Origin of the sequence: Streptomyces sp. NPDC050535 (assembly GCF_044457665.1) — a bacterium.
In the GTDB taxonomy this organism is placed as follows: domain Bacteria; phylum Actinomycetota; class Actinomycetes; order Streptomycetales; family Streptomycetaceae; genus Streptomyces.
The window spans coordinates 23,029-41,059 of the sequence record NZ_JBITHE010000041.1 but is presented as its reverse complement, the minus strand read 5'-3'; the positions used below and the strand labels follow the sequence as shown (position 1 = coordinate 41,059).

Genomic DNA, 18,031 nt, shown 5'->3' with positions numbered 1-18,031 from the left:
CTCCTCAAACGCCGGAGGGGCTATTTCCAGCCCGTCCGGCGTTTGAGGACGAGCGCGTCAGCGCGAAGCGGGGGTCTGGGGGCGGCAGCCCCCAGAAACGGGACGGGAAGGGGCGGAGGGGGCGAACAACCCCTACCTCAATCCGAACGTGGAGATCACCGCAGCATGGTCAGACGGCCACTCGTTCCCCGCGACATCCGGCCACGCCCGCGGGCTCCCGCTGACGAACGCGCGGGAGTCGAGCACCCGCAACCCCCGGTACAGGACGTAGTCGATCCGGTCCTGCGGCTCGGCCCGCCCGCTCCCGTCCTCGTGCTCGACGTGAACCGGCGACCAGGTGTGCCCCGGATCACGCACGGGATCGGGGTGAGCCTCGCGATACGAATCGATCAGCCCCGCCTCCTCGGCCGCCTTCGTGACGGGCCACTCGACATCGGACCGGTCGAGGTGCGAGGGAGCGTTGAAGTCCCCCAGCAGCAGAACGGGCGTGCCGGCATCGGCCGAGTCGGCGATCCACCGGAGGATCTCCCGCATCTGGCCGAGCCGCACCCCCTCGTGGGCGATCAGCTCGGCCGCAGGAAGCCCGTCGAAGCGCGCCTCGTAGGGCCCGTACGGCGTGTAGTCGAGATGGGCGCTCCAGAGAGCGACTTCCTGGCCGCCGTCCAGTCTGATCCGCACCCCGGTGCCCCCGTAAAAGCCGACGTCCGGGTCGCCGAGGCGGGCGGTGATCGGATACCGGCTGATGATGCCGAGGTTGCCGCCGGCCCGGTGGTGGTACCAGCCGAGCGCCTCGCCGAGTTCCCGCGCGGCGGTCCCGTACGTCTCCTGGAGCGCGACCACGTCGACGCCCGCCTCCGTGATGATCTTGAGCTGCTTCTCCCGGTGGTCGTCGACCTTCGTACCGCCGTACCAGAGGTTCCAGCTCATCACCCGCAGCTCGTGCGGCGCGACCATGGCCCGCAACCGCGCCGGGGTCACCTCACGCAGGCTGCTGAGGACGGTCCGTCCGCGGGCGGGGGCGATCGGCGCGAGCGAGGGCACCGCGAGCACGGCGCAGCCCGCGGCCTCGGCGGAGCTGACGCCCGTCTGGGTGTCCTCGACGGCGACGCACGCGGCAGGGTCGACCCCGAGGGCGCGGCAGGCCGCGAGGTAGGGATCGGGTGCCGGCTTCGTGCGCTCGGTGTCGTCTGCGGTGACGGAGACGGCGAAGCGCCCGGCGCCCAGAGCCTCCAGGACGGTGTCGGCGACGGCTCGCGGCGACGCGGTCACCAGCGCGGTGGGTACGCCGTCCCGGGCCAGGGAGTCGAGCAGTTCGAGCGCGCCGGGGCGGGGCACGATGCCGGTGCGGACGCGGTCGGCGAACTCCCGGTGCAGTTCCCCGGCGACCCTCTCCACCGGGGTGCCGGTGATCCCGCCCAGCCAGGCCGCGGTGTACTCGACCGGGCGTCCGAGCACGTCCGGCTGGTCGGCCCCTGTCAGTCGCCGGCCGAGCCCGTCGGCCACCTGTTCCACCGCCTCCCACCACAGCCGCTCGGTGTCCACGAGCGTGCCGTCCATGTCGAACAGGACGGCCTGGAGGATGGGCCGGGGGGTGGTGCGGTGGGTCACGGAACTCTCTTTCAATCGACACGGGCCCGAGAAGGGCTCGACCGGGGGGTGGTTCAGTTGGCGCGCGCGGCGACCAGTACCGGCCGCTCGGGCAGGCTCACCGTCACGGCGGCCCCCGATCCGAGCGTCACCGCCTCGTGCGTCGGCAGGTCCGCCTTGACCTCGGTGGCGTCGGCGAGCCGTATTGTGACCCGGGTGGCCGCCCCGAGGAACGCGGTGGCGACGACCCGGGCGTCACCGGCGTCGTCGGCCCGTACCCGTACGGCCTCGGGTCGTACGAGTACGTCCACCACATCTCCCTCCGCCACGACGGGCGCCTCTCCGTCGAGGGGAAGCCGCTGCCCGAGCACCTCCGCCAGGCCGCCGCTCAGCCGTCCCGGGATCCGGCTCATCGTGCCGACGAACTCGGCGACGAACGGGGTGGCCGGACGGCCGTACAACTCGGCGGGCGCGGCGCACTGTTCGAGCCGCCCGGCCCGCATCACGGCGACCCGGTCCGCCATGGACAGGGCTTCCTCCTGATCGTGCGTCACGAACAGTGTGGTGATGCCGAGTTCCTGCTGAAGCCGGCGGATCTCCTCCCGGAGGCTGAGCCGTACCTTGGCGTCGAGGGCGGAGAGCGGTTCGTCGAGCAGCAGCACCCGCGGGCGCAGGGCGAGCGCCCGGGCCAGCGCGACGCGCTGCTGCTGGCCGCCGGAGAGCTGGTGGGGGAAGCTCTCCCCCTTGTCGGCGAGTCCCACCAGTTCGAGCAACTCGGCCGCGCGGGCCCGGCGTTCAGCCGTACGGACCTTGCGCATCCGCATACCGAAGGCCACGTTGTCGAGGGCGCTCAGATGCGGGAAGAGACTGTAGGACTGGAAGACCATGCCGGCGTCCCGGCGGTGCGCGGGGACGCGCGTGACGTCCGCGCCGTCGACCAGCACCTCGCCGGAGTCGGGGTGCTCGAACCCGGCGAGCATGCGCAGCGCGGTGGTCTTGCCGCAGCCGGACGGGCCGAGCAGGGCGAGGAGTTCACCGGGCCGCACGGTGAGGTCGAGCCCGTCGAGGGCGACGGTCGAGCCGAACTCGCGGCGCAGGCCGCGGAACTCGACGGTGGCGGCCTTCTCGGCCGTCTTCTGGATCGTGGTGGCAGTCATGGTTCACCCTCGTCAGGCCGAAGCGGATGCTGTACGGGAGCGCCCGCCGAACACGGCGAGCGAGAGAAGCAGCGCCCACGTGAGGAGCAGGCTGAGCACCGACACCGCGACGGACAGCTGCGCCTGCGAGCCGCCGACGCTGTAGATCCACACGGCGAACGGCTGGAAGCCGAGCAGCTGCGCGACCGTGAACTCGCCGAGCACCAGCGCCAGTGTGAGGAAGGAGGCGTTGAGCAGCGCCCCGCGCAGGTTGGGCAGCACGACCCGGACGAGCGCCTGCGGCCAGGGAGCGCCGCAGCTCCGGGCGGCCTCGACGAGCGTGCGTATGTCGACGGCGCGCAGCCCGGCGTCCAGTGCCCGGTACACGAACGGCAGCGCCATCACGACGTACGCCAGCACGAGGATGAAGGGAAAGCTCGGGTTCTGGATCGCCACGAAGGTCTGGAACAGCGGTGTACGGGAGAGGTGTTCGGGTCCCCACTTGAGGACCGTGGAGATCCCGGCGACGAACGCGATCGGCGGGACGACCAGCGGCAGCGAGCACACGACCTCGACGACCGGCCGCAGCCGGGGCGCGCCCAGCCGCAGCGCGACCATCGCGGGCACCATCAGGAGCAGCACCACGGCGATGGTGGCGAGGGCGAGTTCCAGCGAGAGCACCAGGCTGGAGGTGAAGCCCTCGGTGGAGACGATCTCGCTGTACGCGTCGAAGGTGATCCCCTGGCCCGGCACGTCCACGGTGAAGATCACGGACGCGGCCAGCGGCACCAGAAAGTACAGCCCGGCGAGGGCCAGTACGGCCCACCGCCAGAGGTTCAGGCGAGCCATCGCGCGCTCCGTCGTTGCAGGGGCAGGTACACGGCCATCACCACGCCCGCGATCAGGACCATGTCGAGGCTGAGGGCGAGCGCCACGTTCTCCTGGCCGACCAGGACGTTGCCGGAGATGGCGTCGGCGATCTGGAGGGTGACCAGCGGGACCGCGCTGCCCACCATGGCCGCCGCCGTGGCGTACGCGGCGAAGGCGCTGCCGAAGAGGAGCACGAGTCCGCCGAGCAGCGAGGGTGCGAGGACGGGCAGGGCGACGTGCCGCCAGTACTGCGAGGAGGTGGCGCCGTTGTTCCGCGCTGCCTCGCGCCACTGGGAGCGCAGTCCGTCGAGGGCGGGCGTGATGGTGAGGACCATCAGCGGGATCAGGAAGTACAGGTAGACGATGACCAGACCCCAGAAGCTGTAGAGGTTCCAGCCCTTGTCCGCCAGGCCGAACTGCCTGGTGAGAACACCCGCGTTGCCGAGTGTGGCGACGAACGCGAAGGCCAGCGGGACGCCGCCGAAGTTGGCGAGGACACCGGACGCGGTGAGCACGGCCTCGCGCAGCGCGCTGAAGCGTGAGGTCACCACTGCCTGGGCGAGCGGCAGTCCGAGGACGGTCGCGATGCAGGCGGAGACGGCGGACAGCTTGACGCTGCCGATCAGGGCGGTGAGGTAGGCGCCCTGGAGCGAGTCGGTCAGGTTGGCCGCGGTGTACGAAGTCGCGCCGGTGGCCTGGTCCTTCACCGTGAAGGCGCCGTTCAGCATGGCCAGGGCGGGGATCCCGAAGGCGATCGCCACGAAGACGAGCAGCGGGACCACGGGGAGCCAGCCGGCGACGCGGCGCCCGCGCTTCTGGGAAGCGACGGGCACCACGTCGACCGCGGGGAGAGTGGCGGTCATCCGGAGACGGCCTTGCCCCAGCCCTGGGCCAGCACTTCCTTGGCCTTGCTCTGCTGGTCCTCGCTCGGGAAGCTCGGCGTGCCGGAGACCTCGGGAAGCTTGGCGGCGGCGGTCTTGTCGAGCGTGCCGGCCGTCTCCATGGCGGTCATCAGGACCGGACGGGCGTATCCCGCGAGCCACAGGTTCTGGCCCTCGGCGCTGTAGAGGTACTCCTGCCACAGGCGGGCGGCCGCCGGGTGCGGGGCGTCCTTGTTGATGGCCTGGGAGTAGTACTGGGAGAACTTGCCGTCCTCCGGGACCGAGACCTTCCAGTCGACGCCCTTGGACTTGAACTCCTCGGCGTAGCCGGCGTTCAGGTAGTCCCAGTCGATGCTGATCGGCGTCTCGCCCTTCTCGACGGTGGCCGGGGTCGACTCGACGGGCGTGTAGTTGCCGTTCTTCTTCAGCTCGGCGAAGAAGTCGAGGCCGGGCTGGATGTCGTCGAAGGAGCCGCCGTTCGCGAGGGCCGCCGCGTACACGCCGCCGAAGGCCGAACCGGACTTGGTGGGGTTGCCGTTGAGGGCGACCTGCCCCTTGTACTCCGGCTTCAGCAGGTCCTTGAAGGTGGTGGGGCAGGTTTTGACGGCCTTGGCGTCGCAGCCGATGGAGATGTAGCCGCCGTAGTCGTTGTACCACTGGCCCTTCGGGTCCTTCTGGCCCTCGGGGATGTCACCGAAGGACGCGACCCGGTAGGGCGCGAGCAGCCCCTGCTGGGCGGCGCTCAGAGCGAAGGAGCTGCCGAGGTCGAGGACGTCGGGGGTGCGGTCCTGGCCCTTGCGGGAGGTGACGGCGTTGATCTCGTCCTGGCTGGAGCCGTCCGGGTTCTCCACGGTGATCTTGATGCCGTACTTCTTCTCGAAGCCGTCGATGAGGGCGCCGTAGTTGGCCCAGTCACGGGGCAGGGCTATCGCCGACAGCTTGCCCTCCTTCTTGGCGGCCGTCACCAGGGCGTCGAGGCCGCCGAAGTCCTCGGCGGAGGTCGCGGTGGCCGCATTCCTGCCGTTGGCGGCGGTGGACTCTTCGGGGGCCGCGCCACAGGCGCTCAGGGTCAGTGCGGCGACGACGGCGAGGCCGCCGGTGAGGACTGCGGTCCTCGGCAGGAACACGGACACGGTCTCTCCAGGAATTACGCGCGAGGGTGTGGTGGGACGGAAAACTTGTATGAACAAGTTGCCCTCAGTAGGCCCGCCGCTGATGTCTTGTTCGTAAACACCGGCGAAACCCTGAGCCCTGATTCCCTGGCCAATCCCCTCCTACGCCGCCCCCTCCACACCTCGGCTAGGCTGCTCACTCTGCGCACAACCACCTAGTCAGAGGGGAAGCATGCCGGCCCGACACGAGGAGATCGCCGAGGAGTTGCGGCGGGCGATCGACCGCGAGGACTACACCGTCGGCAGCCTGCTTCCGGCGGAGACCGAGGTCGCGGCGCGGTACGCCGTCTCGCGCGGCACGGTCCGTCAGGCGTTCGCGACCCTGACCGCCGAGGGACTCATCGGCTCACGCCAGGGTGCCCGCCGGGTGGTACTGGCCGGCCGCCGCAGCCAGAGTTTCGCCGAGCTGCGCAGCTTCGCCCAGTGGGCGCGCGCGATGGGGCGGGAGGCGACCGGCCGGGTGGTGACGCAGGAGTACCGCCCGGCGACGGCGGAGGACGCGGTGCGTCTCCAACTCCCGGAGAAAACCGCTGTGTTGCAGGTGCTGCGGGTCCGCGGCCTGGACGGCGAGCCGGTCCTTCTGGAACGGACCGTTTACGCGGACTGGATCTCCCCCGCCGTCGAGGCCATCGAACCCGACTGCCCCTCCGTCACCCAACACCTGCTGGAGGACACGGGTTTGGTCTTCGCCTACGGCGAGCACGTCATCGACGCGGTGGCGGCGAGCGCCCAGGACGCCGAACTCCTCGTCGTCCGCCGAACCAGCCCGCTCCTCCGGGTCCGCCGGGTCACGACCACCCGCGAAGGCCGCCCGGTGGAGTGGTCCGACGACCGCTACCGCTCGGACGCCGTGAGCTTCAGCGTGCACAACTCGATAGGGAACAACGCGCTGGCCCGCAAAACGGCGGAGTAGCGGCGGCTTGGCAGCACCCCGGGCAGAAGCGCCGCTCGAGGGCTCCGCGTCCGGCCGCGATGAACCCGCGGCCGCCACCGAACCCCGACGGCACCTACGTGGGCGACCCGGAAGAAAAACGGCGCAGCAACGGCGACAGAACCAGCACGGACTTCGTCCGCTCCACGAACGACTCCCCCGCGATCCGCTCGAGCACCCGCTCGAAGTGCCGCATGTCCGAGGCGAAGACCTGCACGACCGCGTCCGCGTCCCCGGTGACGGTGGACGCGGCCACGACCTCCTGATACCGCTCAAGACCCCGCTGAATCGTCTCCGGCGAGGTGTTGCGCCGGCAGTAGATCTCGACGAACCCCTCGGTCTCCCACCCCAGCGCCGCCGGATCCACCCGCACGGTGAACCCCGTGATCGCGCCGCTGGACCGCAGCCGGTCCACCCGCCGCTTCACGGCGGGCGCGGACAGGCCGATCTGTTGCCCGATGTCGGCATAGGAGCGCCGCGCATCCTCGGCGAGGGCGTGCACGATGCGTTCGTCGAGATCGTTCAGCACTACGGGTGGTTCACTTTTCTACGGTGGCGACACGGGACCGGCGGTAGCCGTAACTGAAGTAGAACACGAGCCCGGCGGCCGTCCAGACCCCGAAGACCACCCAGGTGACGGCCGAGAGGCTGACGTACGGGAGTCCGCGACCGAACACGGATCCGCGAGCCGTCGGAGCCGAGCCGGGTTCACGCCCTCTCCGAACCGGGGCCGCCCCCGTCCGAACCGGACTCGGCCTCGTCCGGCTCCCCCGCGACCGCCCGCGCCCGCGCCACGTCGTCCTCGTCGAACCCCATCTGCCCGGGCCGCCCGTACGCCGCCGCCTGCCCGTCGATCCAGCGGCTGTGCGCCTCCCAGGCCGCCTGCTTGCTGGTGCCGAGGGCCGCGCCGATCTGGGACCAGGAGGCACCCGCCTCGCGGGCCGTACGGACGGTGAGCTGACGTCCGTACGCCGCCTTGCGGGCCACCACCTCGCTCAGCGCGAGCAGTTCAAGGAGCCCGGGCCTGTCGAGCGCCTCGGCGTCGCTCCCGGCCCCGGCGAGCGACTCCCGTACCCGCAGCTCGTCGAGCCGGGCCACGGCGGTCAGCAGGGTGTGCTGCGGCTCGATGCTCTGTGGTGTCGTCATGCCTTCAGCGTCGCGTCAAGCGAGCTTGACGTCAAGGTGTCCTGACGGCATGGCGACGGCCCCCGCAGTCACCCACGGGGGCCGCACCAGGGAGAAGAAACGCGCAGTCAGCTCCAGCTGGCGTGCAGCGGCTTGCCCTCGGCGTAGCCGGCCGCGCTCTGGATGCCCACGATCGCGTTCTCGGCGAACTCCTCCAGGGAGTTGGCACCCGCGTAGGTGCAGGAGGAACGGACGCCCGCGATGATCGAGTCGATCAGGTCCTCGACGCCCGGGCGGGACGGGTCGAGGAACATGCGCGAGGTGGAGATGCCCTCCTCGAACAGGGCCTTGCGGGCCCGGTCGTACGCGGACTCGTCACTGGTCCGGTTCTTGACCGCGCGGGCGGACGCCATGCCGAACGACTCCTTGTAGAGGCGCCCGTCGGCGTCCTGCTGAAGGTCGCCCGGGGACTCGTACGTACCGGCGAACCACGAGCCGACCATGACGTTGGACGCGCCCGCGGCCAGCGCCATCGCGACGTCGCGCGGATGCCGTACCCCGCCGTCGGCCCACACGTGCTTGCCGTACTTCTTCGCCTCGGCGGCGCACTCCTTCACGGCCGAGAACTGCGGCCGGCCGACGCCGGTCATCATGCGGGTGGTGCACATGGCACCGGGGCCCACACCGACCTTGATGATGTCCGCGCCCGCCTCGATCAGATCGCGCACGCCCTCCGCGGCGACGATGTTGCCCGCCGCGATCGGCACCTGCGGATCGATCGCGCGCACCGTTCTGACGGCGCTGATCATCGACTCCTGGTGACCGTGCGCCGTGTCGATGACGAGCGTGTCGACGCCCGCGTCGAGGAGCTGCTTGGCCTTGCCCGCGACATCGCCGTTGATGCCGACGGCGGCGGCGATGCGCAGCCGTCCGTTCGCGTCGGTGGCCGGCGTGTAGAGCGTGGCGCGCAGGGCGCCCTTGCGGGTGAGGATGCCCGCGAGCCGGCCATCCCTGTCGACGGCGGGTGCGTAGCGGCGGTTGGCCTGGTCCAGCCTGTTGAAGGCCTCCCGCGGCTCGATGTCGGCGTCGAGCAGCAGCAGGTCCTTGGCCATGACCTCGGAGAGCTGCGTGAAGCGGTCGACACCGGTGAGGTCGGCGTCGGTGACCACGCCGACGGGGCGGCCCTCCTCGTCCACGACGACGCCCGCGTTGTGCGCGCGCTTGGGCAGCAGCGCCAGCGCGTCCGCGACGGTCTGGTGCGGGGCGAGGATGATCGGGGTGTCGAGCACCAGATGGCGTCCCTTGACCCAGGACACGACCTCGGTGACGACCTCGATCGGGATGTCCTGCGGGATGACCACGAGCCCACCGCGACGGGCGACGGTCTCGGCCATCCGGCGGCCCGCGATCGCCGTCATGTTGGCGACGACCAGCGGGATCGTGGTGCCCGTGCCGTCGGGGGAAGCGAGGTCCACACCCTGACGCGAGCCGACCGCGCTGCGGCTGGGCACCATGAAGACGTCGTCGTACGTCAGGTCGTACGGAGGCTGGATGTCGTTGAGGAAACGCACGTGCTGCACATCCCGGTCGATCAGAGGTGGCCCCCGGACAGGTCAGCCAGGGGGAAGAGCACGTACTTCATTGTCCCACGGCGCCGGGTATGTGCGGCCCGGGCCGATCCTCCAGACAGGGGTGCGCACGGTTCGTGGCATCCTCCGACACCCCGCCCGGAACCGCGCGCTAGTGGGCCTCCGACAGGACCATCACCACGGCCAGCGGGGTGTCGGTGTCCCGCCACCGCGCCGCCGCGTCGGCGAAGATCTCCTGGAGGACGCGCCAGTCCGCGGGCGCGGCCGCCGCGTACTCCTGCCAGTCCTGTACGAGGAGCAGCCGGCCGTGCGAGGCGGGCCACCACGCGAGGTCGCCGAGGCAGTCCGCGAGGGCGTCCCAGTTGGCGCCGAAGTAGTCCGGCAGCCGCAGCGCGGTGGCGCATGCGGCCATGAGCCCGTCCTTGTCCGAGACACCCGAGAGGTCCAGGACCGGGGTCTCCCAGCCCGCCTTCCGGGCGGCTTCGAGCGCGGGCTCCACGGGCAGCTGTGCGGGCCAGGAGAGGACACCGGCGGGTGCGCTTCTGTCGAGCACCGGCGCGAGCGGGTCGTCCGTCATCTCAGCACCGCCCTGAACGACTTGTAGTGATCATCGGTGTAGTAGATCTCGCCGCCCTCCCCGGTGACAATGCGACGGGCTCCCCGATCGCTCTCGCCGGGGGTTCTGACCGTGAATTCGTGGTAGTAGCCGCGCTGCTGCCGAGGCAGCTCCCGCTCGAAGTTCCCGAAGACGGCGCCGTCCCTGGCATACGGGAAGGGGCCGCCGTCGTCGATGAGCGCGAGGGTCTCGCGGGCTTCGGCGGGGAGCCGGGAGGCGGGGACGGTCGCGAGGTCCCCGGCCCAGGGCGGGGCCGACACGTCCGACAGCACGGTACTGGTGACAGTGGGCGACGTACTGGTGTCCGTCGACGCGCAGCCCATGAGCAGCACCCCGAACAAGATGACCAGTCCCGACAGCAGACGGGGGACGAACCGCGGCGACATGACGTCGATGCTGCCACGGCCGCCCCCTCACGGCGCGTCGTACGAGCCCTCAGGGACCGTCCGGGTCCGCCCGGTTCAGCGCCGGACGCGGCGTCGTTCCCGCCGTCATCAGGTAGTCGGCCGCGGAAGTGTCCGTCACCAGGCTGGTGACCAGCCCGGACCGCAGCACCGCGTCGATGGCGGCCGCCTTGCGCTGACCGCCCGCGATCGCGACGACCTCGGGGATGCGGCGCAGCCGGTCCGTCTCGACGGTGATGCAGCGCTCGCCCAGGTCACGGCCGACCCGGCGCCCCTCGGCGTCGAAGAGGTGCGCGGACATCTCGGCGGCGACACCGAGAGTGGCGTAGTGGGCGCGCTCGTCCTCGGTGAGCATGTCGTGCACCGTGGAGATGCCGGCCTCCCAGGAGCCGATGGACACGCAGGCGACCGTGACCTTGTCGAAGTACTCGAAGGCGCGGGCGATCCCGGTCTGGTTGCGCAGCGCGGCCGCGGTGGCCGCGTCGGGCAGCAGCATCGGCGCGTAGATCGGGTGCGCGTCGCCGCCCGAGACCTGCGCCGCCCGCCGTACCGCCTCCACCGAACCGCGCTCGGCGGTCCCGGCGTCGTACACCCCCGTCAGCTGCACCACGGTGCACGGCGGGAGCCGGTCGAGGGCCGCCGCCATGTGAATGGTGGAGCGGCCCCAGGCGAGGCCGAGCACGTCGCCCTCGTTGACCAGTTCGCCGAGCAGGTCCGCGGCGACCTCGCCGAGGTTCTCGGGGTCGGGCGACTCCTGGGCCTCGACCGGGGACTCCACCACGACCGCGTGCCGGAGGCCGTAACGGGCGCGCAGCGCGTCCGAGCGCTCCGCGTCCAGCTCTGCGGGGACGCGGATCTCGATCCTCACGAGATCCCGTTCGAGAGCGGTTTCCAGGACCCGGGCCACCTTGAAGCGGCTGACGCCGAACTCCTCGGCGATCTGGATCTTGGATTTGCCCTCGAGGTAGAAGCGGCGGGCCATGGCCGCCGCCTGCACCAGCTCTGCGGGTCCCATCCGCATGGCTGACCGGCCCGTCGACATACCCGACACGGCGATCTCCTCACTGCTGTTCACACTCTGGATTCGCCGTTCATCCTTGCAGATCCGGCGTACTTGATCAGCCCAGATGGGCGGCGTTCACGTTCCCTTCGGTCAGTGGTCGCAAGCCCATGTCGCCCGGGCCGTCACCTCCTGAGCCTGCGTGCGCAATGCACGTACCGCCTTGGCCGGGTCGGATGCCCCGTAGACCGCCGATCCGGCGACGAAAACGTCGGCTCCGGCGTCCGCGCACCGCTCGATCGTGGAGGCCGAAACTCCGCCGTCCACCTGGAGCCAGAGTTCGAGACCGTGCTTGCTGATCAACTCGCGGGTGCGCCGGATCTTCGGGAGCATGATGTCGAGGAAGGACTGGCCGCCGAACCCCGGCTCGACGGTCATGATCAGCAGCATGTCGAGTTCGGGGAGCAGATCCTCGTACGGCTCGATCGGGGTCGCGGGCTTGAGCGCCATGGAGGCGCGGGCGCCCTTGGCCCGGATCTCGCGGGCGAGCCGCACCGGCGCGGCGGCCGCCTCGACATGGAAGGTGACGGAACCGGCACCCGCTTCTACGTACTGGGGCGCCCACCGATCGGCGTCCTCGATCATCAGATGGCAGTCCAGCGGTGTGTCCGTCGCACGGGCCAGAGACTCTACGACCGGCACCCCGAGCGTGAGGTTCGGTACGAAATGGTTGTCCATGACGTCGACGTGGAGCCAGTCAGCCCCTTCCACCGCCTTTGCCTCCTCGGCAAGACGGGAGAAGTCGGCGGACAGGATGCTGGGGTTGATCTGCACGGCCATGCACCAAGACTGCCATGTCCCGGGCCGGTTGCTCTCCTCGGTCCGGACCTGGGTCGTTCCGCGGATGTTGTGGCACGGCGCGACATGCCATGCTGGGCGGCCCACCGGCTCCAGGAGCGGCTACGGGGGTGGCCATGACGGTCCCAGAGGTCCCAGAGGTCTCAGAGGTTCCAGCGGGAAAGCGACGGCGGGGAATCGCCCGGCTTGTCTGCGGTCGGCGCAGCAAGTGGGCGGTGGTGGTCCTGTGGCTGGTGCTGCTGGTGCTCACCGCGCCGTTCGCCCAGAAACTCACCGACGCCCAGGACAACGACGCGGCCTCCTGGCTGCCCGGCTCCGCCGAGTCCACCCAAGTCCTCGAGATCTCCGAGGACTTCAGGCCGGAGCAGATCCCGGCGATCGTCGTGTACGCCCGCGCGGACGGCCTCACGGCACAGGACCGGACCCGGATCGCCGAGGACGCGGCGCAGATCAAGCAACTGACCGCGCACGGCATCCGCGGCGCGGAGACCCGGGGACCGGTCTACGACCGGGAGACCGGCCCGCGCGCGGCCCAGATCATCGTCCCCATCACGATGGACGAGAAGGGCTGGGAGGAGATCGCGCCCGCGGTCGACTCGATCCGTGAGGTGACCGGCGAGGGCGGCGAGGGGCTCGCGGTGCACGTCACCGGCCCGGGCGGCACGTCCGCGGACTTCTCCGAAGCCTTCGAGGGCATCGACTCCACGCTGCTGTTCTCCGCGCTCGGCGTGGTCATCGTGATGCTGCTGCTCACCTATCGCAGCCCGACCCTGATCGTCGTCCCGCTGCTCGGTGTGATCGCCGCGCTGTTCACCGCGCAGGCGCTGATCTACTTCCTCGCCGAGCACGCCGGACTCACGGTCAACGGCCAGAGCGCGGGCATCCTCACCGTGCTCGTCTTCGGCGCGGGGACCGACTACGCCCTGCTCCTGGTCGCCCGTTACCGGGAGGAACTACGCCGCCACGAGGACCGCCACGAGGCGATGGCGCTTGCCCTGCACCGCGCGGGCCCCGCCGTACTGGCCTCCGGCGCCACCGTCGTGCTGAGCATGCTGGTGCTGCTGGCCGCCGAGATGAACTCGACGCGCGGCCTCGGCCCGGTCGCCGCCATCGGTGTCGCGGTCGCGCTGGTCGCGATGATGACGCTGTTCCCCGCTCTGCTGGTGATCTTCGGCCGCTGGATCTTCTGGCCGGTGATCCCGACACTCGGCTCGGCCGATCCGACCGAGCACGGCATCTGGGCACGGATGGGCCGCCGCATCTCGCGCCGCCCGCGGATGATCTGGGGCGTCACCGCGGCGGTGCTCGCACTGCTCTCGCTGGGCCTGATCCAGCTGCGCGCGGAGGGCATCAGCAACGCCGACGCCTTCACCGGCGAACCCGACTCGATCGTCGGTCAGGAGGTGTCCGCGCGCTACTTCCCCGCGGGCAGCGGCGATCCACTCGTCGTGGTCAGCGACAGCGCCCGGTCCGAGGAGGTCCGGCGGGCGGTGGCCGACACGCCCGGGGTCGTACCGGACTCCCTCGGCCTGCCACCCGGCACGAAGAGCGAGTTCGAGGGGCAGGCCCTCTTCGAGGCCACGATGACCGCCCCCGCCGACAGCGAGGCCGCGAAACAGACGGTGGAGCGGGTCCGGGACGCCGTTCACGCCGTCCCGGACGCCGACGCTCAGGTGGGTGGCGGCACCGCGGCCCTGCTCGACATGGACAAGGCGACGACCCACGACAACCTCCTGATCATCCCGCTGGTGCTGGTCGTGGTTCTGCTGATCCTGTGCGGGCTGCTCCGCGCCCTGGTTGCGCCTCTGCTGCTCATCGGAACGGTGGTGCTGTCCTTCGCGGCAGCGCTCGGCATCAGCGCTCTGGCGTTCCGGTACATCTTCGACTACGCGGGCGAGTCGACGGACTTTCCGCTGTTCGTCTTCGTCTTCCTGGTCGCCCTGGGCATCGACTACAACATCTTCCTGACCACCCGCATCCGCGAGGAAGCGGCCCGTCAGGGCACCCGCAAGGGCGTGGTGACAGGCCTGACCGCGACCGGCGCGGTCATCACCTCGGCCGGCCTGGTCCTGGCGGGCACCTTCGCCGCACTGGCCACGCTGCCGATGGTGGCCTTCGCGGAGCTCGGCTTCACGGTGGCGCTGGGCGTCCTGCTCGACACCTTCATCGTGCGTTCGGTGCTGGTCACGTCCCTGTTCCTGGACGCGGGCCCGAAGGTGTGGTGGCCACACCGGCTGGCGCACGAGGACAGCACGGACCCGGCCCCGCCGACGGCAGAAGCACCGGCCCCGGAACCGGCCTCACGGCCGGACTAGCCGGGTCACCCGGTCCTGCGGATCAGCGCCAGGTACATCGCGTCCGTCCCGTGCAGATGCGGCCACAGCTGTACGTCGGGACCGTCGCCCAGGGCCGGTACGCCGGGCAGGAGCGGCCGGGCGTCGATGAGTTCGGCGTCGTACTGCTTGACCACGTCGTCGACGACGGCCCGGGTCTCCGCCATGTGCGGCGAGCAGGTCGCGTAACCGACCACGCCGCCGGTCCGGACGGATTCGAGTGCCGTGCGCAGCAGTCCCCGCTGGAGCGGTGCGAAGCCCTCCAGGTCCTCGGGGCGCCGCCGCCAGCGGGCCTCGGGACGGCGGCGCAGGGCGCCCAGCCCGGTGCAGGGCACGTCCATGAGCACGCGGTCGAAGGTGCCGGGCCGCCACGGCGGACGGGTCCCGTCGGCGGCGATGACCTGGTAGGGCCCGGGATTCCCGGCGAGTGCCTTCGCCACCAGCTTGGCGCGGTGCGGCTGCTTCTCGGAGGCGAGCAGCAGGGCACCGCGTTCGGCGGCGAGCCCGGCCAGCATGGCGGCCTTGCCGCCGGGACCGGCGCACCCGTCCAGCCATGCCTTGTCGGGCCCGTCGAGCGGGGCGTTCGCCAGGGCGATCGCGACGAGCTGGCTGCCCTCGTCCTGAACCCCGGCACGGCCTTCCCGTATGGCGTCGATGGCACCCGGTTCGCCGCCCTCGGAGAGCCGCACGGCGTACGGCGACCAGCGGCCCGGCAGCGCGGACTCCTCGCCGAGCACGTCGAGGAGCTCATCGGCGGTGGACCGCCCGGGCCGGGCGACAAGGGTCACCTCGGGCCGTTCGTTGTCGGCTTCGAGCAGGTCCTCGATCCCGGCGCGACCGCCGCCGAGGGAGTCCCACAGTGCGGAGACGACCCACCGGGGGTGCGAGTGGACGACGGCGAGATGGTCCTCGGGGTCGTCGTCGTACGGCGGTGCGACCTGCTCGATCCACTCGTCGAGCTCGTGCCGCGACACCTTGCGCAGGACGGCGTTGACGAACTTGGCCCGCCCGTCGCCGAGCACCACACGGGCGAGCTCGACGGAGGCGGAGACCGCGGCATGGGTCGGGATACGGGTGCCGAGCAGTTGGTGGGCGCCCAGGCTGAGCACGTCGAGGACCGGCGGATCGACCTCGCGGAGCGGCCGGTCTACACAGGCGGCGATGATGGCGTCGTACGTCCCCTGCCGGCGCAGCGTCCCGTACACCAGCTCGGTCGCCAGGGCCGCGTCCCGCCCGTCGAAGTCGCCCTTCTCGCGCGCCTTCCGCAGCAGCGGCGGCAGCACGAGGTTCGCGTAGGCGTCCCGCTCGTCCACGGCACGCAGCGCCTCGAAGGCGAGCATGCGGACCGCGTCCTTCTTGGGACGACGGTGGGGCTTGCCGGTCTTCTGCGGCGGACGGGACTGCTCACTCACGAAAAAGGTGCTCCGGATCCGGTAAACAAGGTACGTCTGTCAGCGTACGCCGGGGGACCGGCGTCGGGGCTCGGTGGTGTCGCCGGGTGGCCTGTCCCGGTGCGCGGGGTGGTGCGGGGCGCCGCCCTCGATGTCCCGACGGTGTCGGGGAGGCGATGCCGGGTCGCGGGCGTGGTGCCGGATACCCCGGCGGCGTGCCGGGTCAGGCCCCGACCCGCTCCCCGGAGGCGATCCGCACCCCGCGTGCCCAGTCGGCGGCCCGCATCGGCTTCTTGCCCTGGGCCTGGACCCACAGCAGCTCGACGGCGTACGAACCGGTCCCCACGTGCACGCTGTTCTTGCCGACGGCCAGCTCGCCAGGCGCGAGGTCGGCGCGGTCGATCACCGGAGCGACCTGGATGAGCTTGAGGCGCTCGCCCCGGAAGACGGTCCAGGAACCGGGCGCCGGCGTGCACCCGCGTACGACCCGGTCCACGCGCAGCGCCGGAGCCGTCCAGTCGACGTGGGCGTCCTCGACGCTGATCTTGGGTGCCAGGGAGATGCCGTCGGCGGGCTGTGGCACGGCCTTCAGGGTGCCGTCCTCGATGCCGTCCATGGTCGCGGCGAGCAGCCCGGAGCCGGCGAAGGCCAGCCGGGTGAGCAGGTCGCCGCTGGTGTCGGTGGACCGGATCTCCTCGGTGACGGTGCCGTACACGGGTCCGGAGTCGAGCCCCTCCTCGATGAGGAAGGTGGAGGCGCCGGTGATCTCGTCCCCCGCCATGATCGAGTGCTGCACGGGTGCGGCACCGCGCCAGGCGGGCAGCAGCGAGAAGTGCAGGTTGACCCACCCGTGCACCGGGACGTCCAGCGCGACCCGGGGCAGCAGGGCGCCGTACGCGACAACGGGACAGCAGTCGGGCGCGATCTCCCGCAGCCGGGCCAGGAACTCCTCGTCCCGTGGCTTCACCGGCTTCAGCACCTCGATGCCGGCCTCCTCCGCACGCTCCGCGACCGGACTCGCGACGAGCCGGCGCCCGCGCCCGGCCGGCGCGTCGGGCCGCGTGACGACGGCGGCCACCTCGTGCCGCCCGGAGGAGATCAGGGCGTCCAGGGCGGGAACGGCGACCTCGGGGGTACCTGCGAAGACGAGCTTCATGGGTGGCGGTTGACCTCTCGGAGGGGAACGCTTCAGACCCCGCGCGCACACCGTCCTCGGCAGGGGTGCGGGGCAGCGCACCAGTCTATGCGGGGCGGGGCGTCGGGGGCGCGGGGGCCGCTCGGACCGCTCGGGAGGCCCGCACCCGGCGGCCACTCGCACAGACGGTCCAAGCGGGAACGCACGAGCCGGGCGAAGTCCGCCGAGGGTCAACAGTCCGCCGGGGGCGTACGCCCTGTGACGCGCCCCGTGCATATGCCCTTACGCCCCCGCAGCGTGACCACTCACCCGTAAACGCGTTGGTCAAGAAAGAGTTGACCACAACGGGCCGCGATCGCGGCCCGATCCTTTTCAACGCCGGTTCGAGAGGCTTGTTCATGGCCGACCACGCAACCCACGACGCCCAGGCTCGGGCCAGCCTGCACTTGCTGGTGCGGGACATCGAGCGGGTCCGCCGGCAGGTGGACGCACTGCGCACGCTCACCGCCCAACTGGGCAACGTCTACCGCCCGCGCCGCTCGGGCCCCTCCGCGGGCTTCGTCGTCTACGGACGCGCCCCCGCCCCGACCGTCCGCCTCGCCCAGGAGCTGCGGGACAGCGTCGAGACCCTGGTCACGGCCGCGGTGGACTTCGACCGCTCACTGGGTTTCTCGTGGGACGCGGTGGGTTCGGCCCTCGGGGTCACCAAGCAGGCGGTGCACCGCCGCTACGGCGCCCGCCGGGCCACCGCACAGGCAGCCGCGGAGGCGGAGCGCGCCACGGAGCCGGCGGGCAACCACACCGTCGCCGTCAACACGGGCATCCCCACCATGCCGGTGCCGACGGTCCCCGCCGCCCGCTCCATGCCGACCCAGCCGACGGCGGGCAGCTCCGCCCTTCGCGAGGAAGTGAGGCCCACCGCCTTCCCGGGTCCGCGCAACGGCTGACACCCATCCTCCGTCCGCCGCAACGGCTGACATCCCTCGGTCCGTCCGCCTCCCGT

General features: G+C 71.3%; 17 protein-coding genes and 1 pseudogene. 3 read left to right on the top strand and 15 right to left on the bottom strand.

What is annotated here, in order from left to right; genetic code table 11:
- Positions 1 to 132: 132 nt before the first annotated feature.
- From ACIBLC_RS40425 to ACIBLC_RS40405, 5 genes are read right to left on the bottom strand one after another with little or no spacing between them, the layout of a single operon-like run.
- Positions 133 to 1,608 carry an HAD-IA family hydrolase gene (locus tag ACIBLC_RS40425; protein WP_399216491.1) on the bottom strand — a complete coding sequence of 492 codons (1,476 nt, stop codon included), beginning with the start codon at positions 1,606 to 1,608 and terminating at the stop codon, positions 133 to 135.
- A 53-nt stretch (positions 1,609 to 1,661) separates the two neighbouring features.
- On the bottom strand, positions 1,662 to 2,744 hold the full coding sequence (locus ACIBLC_RS40420) for an ABC transporter ATP-binding protein (RefSeq protein ID WP_399216490.1): 1,083 nt from the start codon (positions 2,742 to 2,744) through the stop codon (positions 1,662 to 1,664).
- A gap of 12 nt (positions 2,745 to 2,756) precedes the next feature.
- Positions 2,757 to 3,572 carry an ABC transporter permease gene (locus ACIBLC_RS40415; RefSeq protein ID WP_399216489.1) on the bottom strand — a complete coding sequence of 272 codons (816 nt, stop codon included), beginning with the start codon at positions 3,570 to 3,572 and terminating at the stop codon, positions 2,757 to 2,759.
- Positions 3,560 to 4,456, bottom strand: coding sequence for an ABC transporter permease (locus ACIBLC_RS40410; protein ID WP_399216488.1), 897 nt, complete (start codon positions 4,454 to 4,456; stop codon positions 3,560 to 3,562). Before ACIBLC_RS40410 ends, ACIBLC_RS40415 begins: the two co-directional genes overlap by 13 nt.
- Positions 4,453 to 5,607 (bottom strand): ABC transporter substrate-binding protein, encoded by a 1,155-nt coding sequence (locus ACIBLC_RS40405; RefSeq protein WP_399216487.1) that lies wholly within the window; start codon positions 5,605 to 5,607, stop codon positions 4,453 to 4,455. Before ACIBLC_RS40405 ends, ACIBLC_RS40410 begins: the two co-directional genes overlap by 4 nt.
- A 211-nt stretch (positions 5,608 to 5,818) precedes the next feature.
- Here ACIBLC_RS40405 and ACIBLC_RS40400 point away from each other — a divergent pair, with 211 nt between their 5' ends.
- The gene (locus ACIBLC_RS40400) at positions 5,819 to 6,559 is read left to right on the top strand and encodes a GntR family transcriptional regulator (RefSeq protein WP_399216486.1); all 741 of its coding nucleotides are present in this window, start codon (positions 5,819 to 5,821) and stop codon (positions 6,557 to 6,559) included.
- Between the two features lie 94 nt (positions 6,560 to 6,653).
- On the opposite strand, the gene ACIBLC_RS40395 is transcribed toward ACIBLC_RS40400, so the two are convergent.
- From ACIBLC_RS40395 to rpe, 8 genes and pseudogenes are all read right to left on the bottom strand, one after another.
- On the bottom strand, positions 6,654 to 7,106 hold the full coding sequence (locus ACIBLC_RS40395) for an Lrp/AsnC family transcriptional regulator (protein WP_387188058.1): 453 nt from the start codon (positions 7,104 to 7,106) through the stop codon (positions 6,654 to 6,656).
- Between the two features lie 10 nt (positions 7,107 to 7,116).
- Positions 7,117 to 7,227, bottom strand: a pseudogene (locus ACIBLC_RS40390) (amino acid permease C-terminal domain-containing protein); the annotation flags it as partial.
- 58 nt (positions 7,228 to 7,285) lie between these two features.
- A complete protein-coding gene (locus tag ACIBLC_RS40385; RefSeq protein ID WP_399216485.1) occupies positions 7,286 to 7,723 on the bottom strand; it encodes a hypothetical protein in 438 nt (145 codons plus the stop codon).
- A 107-nt stretch (positions 7,724 to 7,830) separates the two neighbouring features.
- A complete protein-coding gene (locus ACIBLC_RS40380) occupies positions 7,831 to 9,273 on the bottom strand; it encodes a GuaB1 family IMP dehydrogenase-related protein (RefSeq protein WP_399216494.1) in 1,443 nt (480 codons plus the stop codon).
- 169 nt (positions 9,274 to 9,442) lie between these two features.
- Positions 9,443 to 9,868: a barstar family protein gene (locus tag ACIBLC_RS40375; RefSeq protein ID WP_399216484.1), complete on the bottom strand. Its 426-nt coding sequence runs from the start codon at positions 9,866 to 9,868 to the stop codon at positions 9,443 to 9,445.
- On the bottom strand, positions 9,865 to 10,293 hold the full coding sequence (locus ACIBLC_RS40370; protein WP_399216483.1) for a ribonuclease domain-containing protein: 429 nt from the start codon (positions 10,291 to 10,293) through the stop codon (positions 9,865 to 9,867). Before ACIBLC_RS40370 ends, ACIBLC_RS40375 begins: the two co-directional genes overlap by 4 nt.
- 49 nt (positions 10,294 to 10,342) lie before the next feature.
- Positions 10,343 to 11,386 (bottom strand): sugar-binding transcriptional regulator, encoded by a 1,044-nt coding sequence (locus tag ACIBLC_RS40365; RefSeq protein ID WP_399216482.1) that lies wholly within the window; start codon positions 11,384 to 11,386, stop codon positions 10,343 to 10,345.
- Between the two features lie 78 nt (positions 11,387 to 11,464).
- Positions 11,465 to 12,151 carry a ribulose-phosphate 3-epimerase gene (rpe, locus tag ACIBLC_RS40360; protein WP_399216481.1) on the bottom strand — a complete coding sequence of 229 codons (687 nt, stop codon included), beginning with the start codon at positions 12,149 to 12,151 and terminating at the stop codon, positions 11,465 to 11,467.
- Between the two features lie 134 nt (positions 12,152 to 12,285).
- Between rpe and ACIBLC_RS40355 the strand changes: the two genes are divergently transcribed.
- Entirely contained in the window at positions 12,286 to 14,484 is a 2,199-nt protein-coding gene (locus ACIBLC_RS40355; RefSeq protein WP_399216480.1) for an MMPL family transporter, read from the top strand.
- Positions 14,485 to 14,489: 5 nt separating this feature from the next.
- Here ACIBLC_RS40355 and ACIBLC_RS40350 read toward each other — a convergent pair whose 3' ends face one another.
- Complete coding sequence (locus ACIBLC_RS40350) at positions 14,490 to 15,914, bottom strand: RsmB/NOP family class I SAM-dependent RNA methyltransferase (RefSeq protein ID WP_399216479.1); 1,425 nt, start codon at positions 15,912 to 15,914, stop codon at positions 14,490 to 14,492.
- Positions 15,915 to 16,116: 202 nt separating this feature from the next.
- Positions 16,117 to 17,049 carry a methionyl-tRNA formyltransferase gene (gene fmt / locus ACIBLC_RS40345; RefSeq protein WP_399216478.1) on the bottom strand — a complete coding sequence of 311 codons (933 nt, stop codon included), beginning with the start codon at positions 17,047 to 17,049 and terminating at the stop codon, positions 16,117 to 16,119.
- Between the two features lie 377 nt (positions 17,050 to 17,426).
- Here fmt and ACIBLC_RS40340 point away from each other — a divergent pair, with 377 nt between their 5' ends.
- The gene (locus ACIBLC_RS40340) at positions 17,427 to 17,975 is read left to right on the top strand and encodes a hypothetical protein (protein ID WP_399216477.1); all 549 of its coding nucleotides are present in this window, start codon (positions 17,427 to 17,429) and stop codon (positions 17,973 to 17,975) included.
- The last annotated feature ends 56 nt before the right edge of the window (positions 17,976 to 18,031 follow it).

Excerpts from the sequence above, each read along its gene's own strand:
- ACIBLC_RS40420 (WP_399216490.1), bottom strand. The coding sequence starts at position 2,744 with ATGACTGCCACCACGATCCAGAAGACGGCCGAGAAGGCCGCCACCGTC.
- ACIBLC_RS40415 (WP_399216489.1), bottom strand. The coding sequence starts at position 3,572 with ATGGCTCGCCTGAACCTCTGGCGGTGGGCCGTACTGGCCCTCGCCGGG.
- ACIBLC_RS40410 (WP_399216488.1), bottom strand. The coding sequence starts at position 4,456 with ATGACCGCCACTCTCCCCGCGGTCGACGTGGTGCCCGTCGCTTCCCAG.
- ACIBLC_RS40400 (WP_399216486.1), top strand. The coding sequence starts at position 5,819 with ATGCCGGCCCGACACGAGGAGATCGCCGAGGAGTTGCGGCGGGCGATC.
- ACIBLC_RS40385 (WP_399216485.1), bottom strand. The coding sequence starts at position 7,723 with ATGACGACACCACAGAGCATCGAGCCGCAGCACACCCTGCTGACCGCC.
- ACIBLC_RS40375 (WP_399216484.1), bottom strand. The coding sequence starts at position 9,868 with ATGACGGACGACCCGCTCGCGCCGGTGCTCGACAGAAGCGCACCCGCC.
- ACIBLC_RS40370 (WP_399216483.1), bottom strand. The coding sequence starts at position 10,293 with ATGTCGCCGCGGTTCGTCCCCCGTCTGCTGTCGGGACTGGTCATCTTG.
- rpe (WP_399216481.1), bottom strand. The coding sequence starts at position 12,151 with ATGGCCGTGCAGATCAACCCCAGCATCCTGTCCGCCGACTTCTCCCGT.
- ACIBLC_RS40355 (WP_399216480.1), top strand. The coding sequence starts at position 12,286 with ATGACGGTCCCAGAGGTCCCAGAGGTCTCAGAGGTTCCAGCGGGAAAG.
- fmt (WP_399216478.1), bottom strand. The coding sequence starts at position 17,049 with ATGAAGCTCGTCTTCGCAGGTACCCCCGAGGTCGCCGTTCCCGCCCTG.
- ACIBLC_RS40340 (WP_399216477.1), top strand. The coding sequence starts at position 17,427 with ATGGCCGACCACGCAACCCACGACGCCCAGGCTCGGGCCAGCCTGCAC.